The following is a 12,739-nucleotide window of genomic DNA, read 5'->3' as shown; positions in this document are numbered from 1 at the left end:
TCGCCTACATTCAGCCGCGTCCGGACGCCGCTGAACAGTCCACTCCGCCCCAGGTCAGAACGCCCCTGTCCCTCCCCGAACCCCCAGACGAACAGTTGGGAAGCGTCTTGGCAATACGTCGAAGGCCCCCGCAGTGGGGGCCTTCGACGTTGTTCCCACTCCGGACAGGCACTCCGGACAGGCCGTACGACCGCACTACGATCGCCGGTCATGGACTGGCTGGAGCGCACCGCGAAGCTGAGGCAGTAGACCAGGAGCGGGGCGTGTGCTCCGCACAAGCCGCTGCTGTTCCTGTACGCCCTGGGCCGGTTCCAGCGGGATGCCGACGGCGAACTTCGCTACAGCGCGGTGGAGGAGGATCTGCAGCGGCTGCTGGCCGAGTACGGTCCGCCCAACAGGACGACGCCCGCGTACCCGTTTCATCATCTGGTGAGCGACGGGGTGTGGGAGGTACGCACCGACCGCGGAGCCGGCAGCCCCGGCAGCCGGGTACGGGAACTGCGGGCGGCGGGGGCCGCCGGACGACTGGCGCCGGGACTGCGGGCAGCCCTGCGACGGGAGCCGTCGTTGCTCGGCCGGATGGCGCGGGTACCGCTCAACCTCTGTGGACAGAACACCTAGCGCTCGCGGGCCGTGCGCTCACCGGCCCTCAACCCGGGGCCCGCCCCGTCGCCGCGGCGCACCGCTCCTGGCATACCAGCCAGGTCTTCCACGGCAGCCCCCGCCCGCCCCGGCCGCCTGACCGTGCCGCGGCGGGTTCGCCCTCCCACGAAAACGGTCCACACACATGCAGTCCCCGGTAGTCCTTCGGGGTTCCGTGAATTTCAGCCGTCGCTGAAAACTCCGGGATCGAGAGGATCTGCCGGGGGCCTGGCCAGAGCCACGAGTTAGTCACGCGTATCCGTGAACGTCTTCACCGATGGTGCGGCTCGCTCTGGTTTTCTGGTGTATTGATGATTCTCCTCACTATTTGAGCCAGGTCAAGGGGTTTTTCATCCTTTTCTGATAAATGTTCCGCCCTCCTGCGCGCGGGCTGGTGGGCGCCTTCAGTCGTCGGCGCCCCGCGCGCTCCGGGCCGGTGATCGATGACCCCATTGGTCCGCCACTGCTCGCGGCTGCTGCGAGGCCCCCGCCACCTGAATACCGCGTTCGACGGGCTCCGCGCCCCGTAGTGGCTCCCGTCGGGGACCGCCGCCCATGATGGGTGGATGCCTGCGCACGAACCGGACCGGCCCGACGCGTGGCCCTCGCTGGAGCAGCTTCTCGGGCTGATCGCGCCCGGGATGCTCAATGTCGTCGTCGCCCCGCGTGGCACCGGTGTGCCGGTGACCGACGTGGTGCTGCACGATCCCGGCGAGGAACGGGACGACGACGATGCCTGGGCGGCGCCCGGGGCCGTCCTCCTCGCCGTCGGGGTGGAGGTCGCCTCGCCCGATGCGATCGACGTGCTGCGCGACGCGGAGCGGGCCGGGGCCGCGGCCGTGGTGCTGCGACGGGGCGGTCGCGGGCCGCGGACGGCGCTGGTGGAGGCGGCCGGCCGGGGCCGTACGGCGTTGCTGACCCGGCGGCCGGAGCAGCGGTGGGCGGAGGTGCTCGGTCAGTTGCGGACGGCTCTGGTGCACAGCGCCCCCGCCATGTGCGCCGGGATGAACGGAACCGCCGGGGTGGACTCCGCCGGGACGTACGGGGCAGCCGGGACGTACGGGCTGCGGCTCGGCGACCTTTCGGGGCTGGCCAATACCGTGGCGGACCTGGTCGGCGGTGCGATCACGATCGAGGATCCGCAGTCGCGGGTGCTGGCGTACTCGCGCATGGACCACGAGCCCGATCCGATGCGGCGGCTGACGATCCTGGGTCAGGAGGTCCCTCGCTGGCGGGTCGTCGAACTCCGCGAGAGCGGCTTCTTCCAGGCGCTCTGGGGCACCGACGACGTGGTGCGGCGCCCCGCCGACGAGCGGTCCGCCGAGCGGCTGGCCATCGCGGTGCGCCACGGATCCGAGGTGCTCGGGTCCCTCTGGGCCGCCGCCGACGGCCGGCCGCTCGCCGAGGACGCGGTGGCGGCGCTGCGCACGGCGGCCCGGGCCGCCGTGCCCCACCTCTTCCACCACCGGACGTGGGGCCGGGCCGCGGCCGGAGCCCGCGAGGAGGCGGTGCACGCGCTCCTGAAGGGGAGCGTCCGGGCCGCGCACGACGTCGGCGTCGCACCGGGCCGCCCGTACGCGGTGCTGGTCGCCGAGGCGCACGACAGCGAGGATTCCGGTGCGGCCTTCGCCGCCGGGCAGCGGGTGCTGGACGTACTGGCGCTGCGGGCCGCCGCGTACCGGCCCGGATGCGTGACCGCGCGGTCCGGGCGGCGGCTGTACGTCCTGGTGCCCGCCGGGGACGGGGAGGCCGATCCGGCGCGGGCCCTGCTGGCGACGGTCCGCTCGGTGCCGCGCAGCGCGGTGTTCGCGGGCGTCGGGCCGGTGGTGGCGGACCTGTCGGGGCTGCCCGCGTCGCGCGAGGCCGCGGAACTGGTGGTGCGGGTGCTGCGGGAGCGGGCCGCAACGCTGCCGGCCGTCGAGGTGGTGTCGGCGGTGGCCGGGTACGCGGAGGTGGGCGCCGACGCGGCGCTGCTGCGGTTGCTCGACGGGGTGGAGCCGTTGTGGGAGTCGCTGGCGGGGCCGGTGCACGCGATGGTGGAGCACGATCGGGTGCACGGCTCGCAGTACGGCGATTCGGTCGCCGCCCACCTCGACGCGTTCGGGGACACGAGCAGGGCCGCGCAACGCCTCAACGTGCACCCCAACACCTTGCGGTACCGGCTGCGCCGGGCCCGGGACCTGTTCGGCGTGGATCTGGCCGACCCCACCGTGCGGCTGCTGGCGGACATCGGTCTGCGGCTCGCCCGGCGGACGGGCTGAGGACGGGCCCGCCGGGCGATCATGGTGATCGTTCCGCTGTCGGACGGCACAGCCGAACCGGTTCCGCGTGGTCGCCCAGGACGAAGACATACCGGGCCTCGCGCACCGAAGCTGTGCAGGACGGTCTGCCGCTCCCGCGCCGACGCTGTGCGGGACGGCCTGCCGCTCGCGCACCGAAGCCGTGCGGGACGGCCTGCCGCTCGCGCACAGAAGCCGTGCGGGACGGCCTGCCGCTCGGCGGACGCAGTGCACCACCGACCTACGGAGTGTGGTTCATGTGACTTCCGGTTCGGCCCATCAGCGCGGCAGCGCCCGTGCGGCGGCGCTGGCACGTGCCGTCGAGGACGGGCTGCTCGGCCCCGGCGCCCCCCTCGTCGGCCTTCTCGACGTCGACGCCGTGCTGGCCTCGGTGGACGCGCTGAACGAGGCGTTCGACGGTCCGGCAACCGTGCACCACACGTTCGCGGCCAAGGCGTGCGGCCTGGTGCCGGTGCTCCGGCTGCTCGCGGATGCGGGGATGGGCTGCGAAGTGGCCTCGCCCGGTGAGCTGGAACAGGCCCTGGCGGCCGGATTCCCGTACGACCGGCTGGTCTTCGACAGCCCCGCGAAGACGGTCGAGGAGCTGGAGACGGCCCTCGCCCATGGCATCGCGTTCAACCTGGACAACTTCCAGGAGCTGGCCCGGGTGGATCGCCTGCTGGCCGGCCGGGAACCCGCCGGACCGATCGGGCTGCGGGTCAACCCTCAGGTGGGCGCGGGTGCCATCGGTGCGATGAGCACCGCGACGGCGACCTCGAAGTTCGGTGTGGCGTTGCGCGATCCGGGGGCCGTGGACGCGGTGATCGACGCCTTCGCACGCCGGCCCTGGCTCAACCGGCTGCACGCGCACGTCGGTTCCCAGGGCTGCCCGCTGCCACTCATCGCCCAGGGCATCCGCGCCGCCTACGAACTGGCCGAACGCATCAACGCCCAGCTGGGCCACGCCCGGATCACCGGGCTCGACATCGGCGGCGGCCTGTCCGTGAACTTCGCCGGCGAGGACGACCGGCCGACGTACGCGGACTACGTGGCCGAACTCCGCGGCGCCGTACCCGGACTGTTCGACGGCCGCTACACCCTGGTCACGGAGTTCGGACGCTCCCTGCTCGCCAAGAGCGGAACGATCGCAACGGTCGTCGAATACACCAAGTCCGCCGGGGGACGGCGGATCGCGGTCACGCACGCAGGGGCCCAGGTCGCCGCCCGTACCGTGTTCATGCCCGAATCCTGGCCGCTGCGCGTCGGGGTCTTCGACGCCGCGGGCCGCCCCAAGCAGGGCCCGGCCGAGATCGTCGACATCGCGGGTCCCTGCTGCTTCGCCGGGGACCTCACCGCGGCCGCGCGCGAGCTTCCCGTCATCGAGCCCGGCGACGTGGTGGCGCTGTACGACACCGGGGCTTACTACTTCTCGTCGCACTTCTCGTACAACTCGCTTCCCAGGCCCGCTGTTTACGGCTATCGGACCGGGACCGACGGACGGGTGCGGTTCGCGCTCGTGCGGGAGGCGCAGAGTATGCGCGAGGTAGTCGAGGAGAGCGGTCTCGCCCACGCGGACGCGCTGGTGGGCCTGGGCACGGACTGACGCCGGGAGCCGGAGCGCGGGCCCTGGTCCCGGCGCGGGGTCTGGTCCCGGCGCGGGGTCTGGTCCCGGCGCGGGGCCGCGGGTCCCGTGGCGCCGCCCGGGTCAGCGGACCCGCGCCACCCCGACGTACACGCCACTGGGCTCGTACTCCGGAGCCTCCGTGTCCTTGTACCACTCGGGGCCCGACACCAGTCCGGGGGCCACGAATTCGAGCCCCTCGAAGAACCTCTCGACCTGGGCGCGGTTACGGGGGAGCAGCGTCATGCCGCCCTGCCGGTACGTACCGCTGATCCGGTCCGACAGCTCGGCCGGGAGGAAGTCCGCGGTGCCGTGCGAGAGCATCAGGTAGCTGCCGGACGGCAGGGCGCCGACCAGGTGCCGGGTGATGCCGTACGGGTCATCCTCATCCGCCATGAAGTGCATCAGCGCGATGAGGGACAGCGCGACGGGCCTGCTGAAGTCCATGATTTCGCGGGCGTGTCCGAGGATCGTCTCCGGGTCGCGGACGTCCGCCTCGATGTACGAGGTGACGCCCTCCGGTGTACTGGTCAGCAGGGCCTCGGCGTGCCGCAGGACGATCGGGTCGTTGTCGGTGTACACGACCCTGGCCGCCGGGTCGACCGCCTGGACGACCTGATGCAGGTTCGGCTCGGTGGGGATGCCGGTGCCTATGTCGAGGAACTGGTCGACGCCCGTCCCGGCCACCCAGGCCGATGCGCGGTGCATGAACGCCCGGTTCAACCGGCAGGCCCGCCGGGCCACTTCGGGGAGCTTCTCGCCGACCTCCTGGTCGACGAGGTAGTTGTCCTTGCCACCCAGGAGGTAGTCGTACACCCGTGCCGGGTGCGGCCTGCTGGTGTCGATCCGGGACACGGGCGTATCCGAACCTGCGGTCATGAAGGACTCCGATCACGGGGAACACCGCCGAGCGGGCCGTACGGCCGTACCCGCGAGGAGGGGCAGGGGCGTACGCATTCTAGGAGGACGCGAAGAGCACTTCACGGCCTTCGGCCGAAGAACTCGACCTCGGCGACGGCGAGTCGGCGGTCCTTGCCCGCTCCGTAGGTGGTGTCGGTGGTGAGCCTGGCCCGGACGACCTCCGAACCGCGCAGGTCGAAGGTCTGCTGGCCGGGCTGGTCCTTGACCCGCAGCTTCCTGGTGACCCGGGTTCCGTCGGCGGAGGTGAGCTGGACGGTGATCCTGGCCGGGCGTGCCTGGGTGAGGAACTCGTCCATCTTGGTCGACGTACCGGAGAAGACCACCAGCTTCAGCACCCGTACCGGCTGCTCGAAGTCGCACTCCAGGTACTGACCCACCCCCGTTTCGGGGCCCGCGGCCGACGGCGCCCAGTAACGGTTGGTGAAACCGTCGAACGCCGCACCCGCCGAGTGGCCCGGCGCCGTACTGGAGGCCCGGAACCGGGTGGGCGGCACCGCCTCCGGCGTTCCGGTCTCGTCCTTGGCGAAGCCGAACCAGCCGGACAGATGCGGAAGAGCGAACCAGACGCCGCACGCCACCACGATCAGCAGGATCGGAAGTGTCAGTCGGGGGCGGCGCCACAGCCTGCGCCGCGGCCGGGTACCGGCGGTGGGCGCCTGGCGCGGTCGTCCGCGGAGGATCCGGCGCCACCACGGAGGCCGGATCCCGGGCGGCGCACCCGGGTCGAGGAGCAGTGCGCAGCGGATGCACAGGGTGCGGTCCGGGTCGTTCTCCGTACGGCAGTAGGGGCAGCGGACGGGGGTGGCGGGAGGCGGGCCCGGAGGTGTGTGCGGGGGGTCCGGAGGTGTGTCGGGCAGCGCCTCGGGGCCGGGCACCGACTCGTCCGGCTCGTCTCCGGGACGACGCGGGGCGGCCGGGGTGGTCGGTGCCGTCGGGGTGGTCGGGGCGACGGGGGGCTGGGGGACGGGGTGGGGTTGCGGTTGTGGTTGGGGTCCTGGTGGTGGCTGGGGCGCTGGTGGTGGCTGGGGCGCGGTGACGGACGTAACCGGCGCGTTCGACGTAACAGGCGCCGGCGGCGTAACCGGCGTAACAGAGGGGGCAGAAGGAGATCCGTCCCCCGTCTTCTCCCACTCCAGGAACGCCTGGCACGACGTGCAGAACTGCGTCCCCGGCGCGTTGCTCTGTCCGCACGCCTCGCAGATCACGAGACCTCCAAGTCGAAGCCCACATGCGCCGGAATCTCCGTACGGATCAGCTCCTCCAGCCGCGCCCGGTCGACCTGGTACGGCTGGGCCGCCCGCACCCGGACCGTCACCCACGGCCGCGGGCCGCCCGGGAACTGGGTGTGCGGCGTCGACGACCACGCCGTACCGCCGCTCTCCACGACGTCCGGCTCGATCCCGGTCTCCAGGAACACCGCCTCCGCGAGACCACGCCGGGTACCGCGCCTGCTGTGCCGCTCCACCGCGCCGCGTACCGTCGCGCGCCGCTGCTCGGCCGGGTGGTCCGGGCGGATGTCGACGGCCACCCACTGGGCGAGCCAGGCGAGGAAGTCCTCGGGCGCGCTGCGGGGGTCGAGGTGGGCGGGCAGATTGTCGATGGCGAGCAGGACCGGGGCGAGTACCTCGTCGAGCGCCGCGAGGAACCGTCGCAGGAAGTCCTGCTCCAGATAGACCGCCGGGAGCTGTTCGATCAGCGGGTGCGGTGTCGGCAGGCCGTTCACGGCTGTACGCATGACGGTCAGGCCTCCTGTACCCGGAGCTGGTGCTCGTAACTGAAGACCAGGGCGTGCCGGTCCAGCGCGATCTTCGTGGTCGGTTCGCCGCGCTGCCCGGTCACGGGGTCCGCGGGGAAGAGCCGTACGTCCTCCACCAGATCCACGCCCGGCACCTGTTGCAGGACGGCGAACGCCTCGCCCGACTGGATCGGCCGGCCGAACGGCCAGCCCTCGCCGCCCGGTCCGCCGCTCAGCGGGTTGAAGTAGCCGTACAGGGCCGCCAGCGCTTCCTCGCGTACCCGTTCCAGCACGACGCCCCGGCGGGCCTGGACCGAGGCGACCACGGTGACCCCCTGGTAGTAGGGCGGCTCGACCACCAGCCGGGCACCGATGGGCCGCCGTTCGTCCAGATGGCCCGCGATCAGGGCGAGGGTGTGCTGCGGCGGGATGAGTTCGTCGAACTGGATCCGGCCCTGCTCGTCGCTGCGCCCGGCCGGCACGACGAGCAGCCGCACCCCGCCCGCCTCGACGTCCGAGTCCCCGCCGGCCGGGATGCACTGGACCCGGGACGCGTCGGGGGCGACCTCGCGGGCCAGCAGTTCGTAGTCGTGCGGTACGACGGCCCGGTGCAGGGTCCGCAGCGTCATGGGCCCGCGCACCCGCGCGCTGTCCACCGTCTCGCCGTCGACGCCGCCGAGCGCGGGCCGCCGGTTCTCCACCCGGGCCACGTACGGGATGGCGCTGCGCAGCACCCGGAGGGTGGAGCGGGCGACGTTGCCGCGCAGGCCACCGCCCGTGCGGTACGAACGCACGCGTACGGTGGCGCCCTTCGGCGGGACCGCGCCGTAGTGGCGGACGGAGCCGTCCCGCTCCCGTACCGCCGGACCGAATTCGACCCGCCCCGAGTTCGGGTCGAGCGTGATGTGCCGGTCGTCGGGGCCGGAGTGCGCGAAGTCGTCGACGCGGGTCCATTCCGTGCCCTGCGGACCCCCCGCCGGATCCGCGACCTCCACGACGAATTCGCCGGGGACGACCGGTGGGCGGCTCACGGTGAAGGTCTGACCGGGTACGCCCTCGGCCGCGCCGAGCACCTCGTCGGTGACGGTCTCGGCGTGGACGGCCCCGACGGTGGCGCCGATCGTGAACGCCGTGATCCGGCGCACCACCGGGGACGCCATGTAGGTGGGCCGGCCAGGGGCGGCCTCCACCAGACGGCAGCGCAGCCAGCCGCCGGTCCGGCGCACGACGACGGCCGGAGTGTGGCCCTCCGGCAGGTGCAGGATCAGCTCCCCGGACCGGTTGAAGCCGCCGGTGTCGTCCTTCTCGACCTCGCAGACCGTCCAGGCACTGCCGTCCCAGGCCTCCCAGATCAGCGGCGGTCGCAGCGGGTCCACGCCGACGCCCTCGACCGCGCAGTCCATCCGCAGTACGACGACGCCCGACGGAACGGCGGCCGACAGGCCCAGATAGAGGGCGTCGCCGGGCGTGGGCGTGGTGTCGAAGCAGGGGACGGCCCGGCCGAGCGTGAGTTCCTCCGTACGGTCGGTGGCATCGCCGGACGTCGGCCAGACGGCGAGGTGGGCGAACTCGCACGGTACGACCGACAGTTCACGGGCGGTGGTGAACACGACCGCTTCCTCGGTCTCCGTACGGACGGTGGCCACCTCCGTACCGGCCCGCACCCGCACCGGCTCGGGCTGCGGCGCGGAGAGCCGGAACGTCACATCGGTGCGGGCGGCCGTGGGCGGGTACAGCCGGACCCCGATCAGGTCGAGGAAGGTCAGGTAGCTCTTCTCCGGCACCCGGTTCACCCGGTAGACGAGCTGGTCGACCATGGTCGCGAAGGCCTCGATGAGGGTCACGCCGGGGTCGGACACGTTGTGGTCGGTCCACTCGGGGCAGCGCTGCTGGACGAGCCGTTTCGCCTCGTCGACCAGGCCCTGGAAGTGGCGGTCGTCCAGATGCGGACTGGGCAGCGTCACGCGCCGTCCCCCTCCTCGTGCTGCGGGATCACATAGAACGGGAAGACCAGGTTCCGGGGGTCGTTGGCGCCCCGTACGGTGTAGCCGATGTCGATGTACAGGACCCCGTTGTCGACCTCGTCGAAGCGGACGACGACCTCCGTGACCTCGATCCGGGGCTCCCACCGGTCCAGCGCCAGCCGTACCTCGTACGCGAGCTGACCAGCCGTGCCCGCGTCCGCCGGAGCGAACACGTAGTCGTTGATGGCGCAGCCGAACTCCGGCCGCATGGGCCGCTCGCCCGGTGAGGTCGCGAGGATCAGCCGGATCGACTCCTCCAGCTCGTGCTCGCCGCGCACCAGGGCGATGGAGCCGGTGGCGTCCGTACGCGGTGGGAAGGCCCAGCCCGCGCCGATGAACTGCTGGCCCATGACGCTCAGTCTCCGATCAGCACCGTCGGACAACCGGACACGACGGGTGAGCCGCAGGCGGCCAGGTCCCCGACGCGGGCGGCGGGCTGCCCGCCGATCAGCACCGAGGTGCTGCCGGGCGGCGCGAGCGCGGACGGCGGGTGCACCGCGGGCGGTGGCGACGCACACACGTGCGGGGTGCCCACCGTGGCGGCGGGGAGGCCGCCGATGAGCACGGACGGGACACCGGGTGACTCGACCTTGCCCGGGTGTCCGGTGGGGTCCCCGACCCGTGCGGCCGGCGCCGCGGCTGCTGACATGGAAGTCCGGTCCTCTCATTGGTCCCGCGCAGCGGGCTCGACGCTTCCGCGCCGTCAATTGATCTTCACGAGGGGCGCGTTGATGGCCAGGGAGCTGCCGCCCTTGATGTCGGTCCGCTGCGTTCCGCTGACGGCGACCTGGGCTCCCTGGACGTGTACCGTGCCGCCGGCGGTGAGCTTGACCTCGCCGTTTCCGCCATCGACCCGTACTCCGCTGCGGGACGTCAACGTGACGCTGTCGCCGCTCAGTTCGAGCGTTCCCTGCCCGCCGTCGAGTGCGACTCCGCGGGCCGCCTTGATGGACACCTGCTGCTTGGCCTCGATGTGCACGCTGCCGTCGCTGTTGATCACGATCACGGTGCCTCTGCTGTCGAGGTCGATCTTCAGTTTTCCGTCGCCGGTGAGCAGGCGTACGCCCTGCGGTCCGTTGGCGTCGTCGAGGAGTTCCAGCTGGTTTCCGCTCTTGGAGGCGAGGGAGCGGCGGTTGACGGCACCGCTGGTCGGGTCGACCAGCGGGGTTCCCGGGGTGGATTCGGAGGTGGCGGCCGATGCGGCCGGGTCGCCGGCCACGGCACCGGCCACCGCGGCGGCCACTCCGCCGCCCTGACCGCCGCCGCTCCCGCTCCCGCTCCCGCCGCCACCACCGCCGCTGCCCTGTGACGGCCGGTCCTTCCCGTTGTACAGACCGGCGAGGACGTATGGACGGTCCAGGTGCCCGTGCTCGAACCCCACCAGGACCTCGTCCCCGACCTCGGGGATGAACGCCTCGCCGCCGCTCGTCCCGCCCGACTGCGCGGTGCGCGCCCAGTCGCTCGCGTACTCGTCCGACAGCCACGGAAACCGCACCTTGACCCGGCCCGAGCCCTCCGGATCGTGGGTGTCCGTGACCGTCCCGCTGACCAGCCCGGCACACCGCGACCCGCCACCGGACCCCGCCCCGGACCCGCCGGAACCCGGCCCTCCGCCGGTCAGCCCGAACAACGAGCGCTCCTGCTGCCCGGAGACCGTGAGCCAGGTCTCGTACCCGCGCACCGGGTCGAAGACGTGCCGCGACGACGTGACCGTGTACCGCCCCTCGAAGGGCGCCCCCACCGCGTTGAGCGCCACCGTGCTGCCCGCCCGCACCTCCGGGTTCCCCCGGATCACCGCCTCCAGCTCGGCGAACGATCCGGCGATCCGCTCCGCCAGGGCCTTCGCCGCCTGGTCCACCTGCGCCTGCGCCCCGTACGCCGCGTCCGTGACCACGAAACGCGCCTCGCCGAACGGCGCGGACACCTCGGCCGCGCTCACCCCCAGATCCAGCCTCGCCGACTTCCCCGCGGGCGCCCGCCCGACGAGCGGCTGCTTGGTCTTGACGTCCCAGCCCCGCACCTCGACCTCGGAGACCTGTTCCGCCGACGACACCCCGGCCCGGCAGCGCAGCAGATTGCTCCCCATCTCCAGGACCAGCGGATTCCGGTCGGCCCGCGCCGAGCCGTCCGGCGCGCCGCTCGCCTCCGCGGGGCGGGTGATGTGCAGCTGCCCGTCGACCACGTACGCCTGCGCGCCCGCCTCCTCCGCGAGATCGCGCACGAACTCCCAGTCCGTGACGTTGGGCTGGGCGATGTGTTCGAGTACGGGGCCGGCCACGTCGACCGTTCCCGGCTTCAGTCCGGCGCGCTGGGCCACCTGGGCGCAGATGTCGGCGAGCGTCATGTTCTGGTAGCTCGCCACCCGGCGTCCCCGGAACAGCCGGTGCGACTCGTCGAGCCCGCGTACGACGGTGAAGGTACCGGTGTCGTCGAGCTCCACCTCCAGGGCGGTGACCACCCCTTTCAGCAGCGGTTTCGGTGCCGTGCCGCCGCCCGCGCGGGCCAGCAGCCGGGCCTCGCTGCCGATCTTCAGCCCGGTCTGTTCCAGCAGCACCCGGTCCGGGTCGCGGAAGCGCAGGAGAAACAGGTCGGGGAGTGTCCGGCTGTCGTCGACGTACCCCTCGACCAGCGTGTTCACGAACTTCGGCGGCAGTGGCCGGCCGCCGAACTCCACCACCAGCGCCGTCGCGACGCCCGGCTGCGCCATCAGAACCGCCCCCTGTCCCGGGTCCCTTCGAGCCGGGACAGCTCGTCGAGCGCGGGGAGCAGCAGCTGCTGTCCGGGGGCCAGGCGCATCGGGTCGTCGATCCCGTTCGCCTCCGCGATCACCCGCCAGGCGGCCGGGTCGCCGTACTCGCGCTGGGCGAGCGAGGGCAGCGAGTCCCCGGCGCCCAGCCGGTGCACCCGGCGGGCCGCGAGGGCGCCCGAGGTCGGGTTCTGGCCGGGGGTGTCGCCGCTGATCTCCTCCATCGTCACCTGGCAGACGGCCCGGATCGGCACACCCGACGTGGTGAACAGGGTGTATTTCGCCTGCACTTGGCTGACGTAGCCGGGGAACCCGGTCAGCCCGCCCCAGTGGAAGACGACCCACGGCGGCGACGAACGCTGTTGCTGACGGGTCTCGTTCGTCGGCACACAGCACGCGAAGAGCTGCTCCACCGAGGTCACCACGCGGGTGTCCTGGGTGTCGCTGGCGTCGAAGAACATCTCCACGGTGAGCTTGCTGGGCTGCGAGCCCTGGTACTCCGGCGGCCCCGAACTCTTGGCGCCCTTGGCCGGACTCCGCTTCCAGGAGGCCGCCTTGGTGAGGCTCAGCTCCTTGGGGTTGAACTGGAAGTCGATCCGTCCGCACGGGCCGCCGGGCGTGAGGCCGCCGCCGGTCGGCGGCGTCCGCAGCTCCAGATAGGCGTGCTCCAGCTTGGGCCGGGCCGAACCTCCCCTGCCCGCCTTCGCCCCCGCCGACGCCCCGGACGTACCGGCGGCGCTGAACGCGATGGGACCCGCACCACTCACGGCG

General features: G+C 72.5%; 10 protein-coding genes and 1 pseudogene. 3 read left to right on the top strand and 8 right to left on the bottom strand.

Annotated elements, in window-relative coordinates; all coding sequences use genetic code 11:
• Positions 1 to 210 precede the first annotated feature (210 nt).
• The 3 genes and pseudogenes from OG306_RS19960 (at position 211) to OG306_RS19950 (ending at position 4,524) form a co-directional block, all read left to right on the top strand.
• A pseudogene (locus OG306_RS19960) lies at positions 211 to 803 on the top strand (hypothetical protein).
• Positions 804 to 1,208: 405 nt separating this feature from the next.
• Complete coding sequence (locus OG306_RS19955) at positions 1,209 to 2,903, top strand: PucR family transcriptional regulator (RefSeq protein ID WP_371665529.1); 1,695 nt, start codon at positions 1,209 to 1,211, stop codon at positions 2,901 to 2,903.
• Positions 2,904 to 3,180: 277 nt separating this feature from the next.
• Positions 3,181 to 4,524: a diaminopimelate decarboxylase gene (locus OG306_RS19950; RefSeq protein ID WP_266747455.1), complete on the top strand. Its 1,344-nt coding sequence runs from the start codon at positions 3,181 to 3,183 to the stop codon at positions 4,522 to 4,524.
• 102 nt (positions 4,525 to 4,626) lie between these two features.
• Here OG306_RS19950 and OG306_RS19945 read toward each other — a convergent pair whose 3' ends face one another.
• From OG306_RS19945 to OG306_RS19910, 8 genes are all read right to left on the bottom strand, one after another.
• On the bottom strand, positions 4,627 to 5,421 hold the full coding sequence (locus tag OG306_RS19945) for an SAM-dependent methyltransferase (protein WP_266906015.1): 795 nt from the start codon (positions 5,419 to 5,421) through the stop codon (positions 4,627 to 4,629).
• A gap of 101 nt (positions 5,422 to 5,522) precedes the next feature.
• On the bottom strand, positions 5,523 to 6,338 hold the full coding sequence (locus OG306_RS19940) for an NADase-type glycan-binding domain-containing protein (RefSeq protein WP_266747453.1): 816 nt from the start codon (positions 6,336 to 6,338) through the stop codon (positions 5,523 to 5,525).
• Positions 6,339 to 6,664: 326 nt separating this feature from the next.
• Positions 6,665 to 7,198, bottom strand: a complete 534-nt coding sequence (locus OG306_RS19935) for a phage tail protein (protein WP_266747452.1) — start codon at positions 7,196 to 7,198, stop codon at positions 6,665 to 6,667.
• A gap of 5 nt (positions 7,199 to 7,203) precedes the next feature.
• Positions 7,204 to 9,162 carry a putative baseplate assembly protein gene (locus tag OG306_RS19930; protein ID WP_266747451.1) on the bottom strand — a complete coding sequence of 653 codons (1,959 nt, stop codon included), beginning with the start codon at positions 9,160 to 9,162 and terminating at the stop codon, positions 7,204 to 7,206.
• Positions 9,159 to 9,572, bottom strand: a complete 414-nt coding sequence (locus OG306_RS19925; RefSeq protein ID WP_266747450.1) for a GPW/gp25 family protein — start codon at positions 9,570 to 9,572, stop codon at positions 9,159 to 9,161. The genes OG306_RS19930 and OG306_RS19925 overlap by 4 nt, the downstream gene beginning before the upstream one ends.
• Before the next feature lie 5 nt (positions 9,573 to 9,577).
• Complete coding sequence (locus OG306_RS19920; RefSeq protein ID WP_327349531.1) at positions 9,578 to 9,871, bottom strand: PAAR domain-containing protein; 294 nt, start codon at positions 9,869 to 9,871, stop codon at positions 9,578 to 9,580.
• A 54-nt stretch (positions 9,872 to 9,925) separates the two neighbouring features.
• Positions 9,926 to 11,929 (bottom strand): VgrG-related protein, encoded by a 2,004-nt coding sequence (locus OG306_RS19915; RefSeq protein WP_371665528.1) that lies wholly within the window; start codon positions 11,927 to 11,929, stop codon positions 9,926 to 9,928.
• Positions 11,929 to 12,735, bottom strand: a complete 807-nt coding sequence (locus OG306_RS19910) for a LysM peptidoglycan-binding domain-containing protein (protein ID WP_266747447.1) — start codon at positions 12,733 to 12,735, stop codon at positions 11,929 to 11,931. Before OG306_RS19910 ends, OG306_RS19915 begins: the two co-directional genes overlap by 1 nt.
• Between the last annotated feature and the right edge of the window lie 4 nt (positions 12,736 to 12,739).

Source organism: Streptomyces sp. NBC_01241, from assembly GCF_041435435.1.
Lineage (GTDB): Bacteria > Actinomycetota > Actinomycetes > Streptomycetales > Streptomycetaceae > Streptomyces.
The sequence above is the reverse complement of the archived record's forward strand: the minus strand, read 5'-3'. Positions and strand labels throughout refer to the sequence as shown.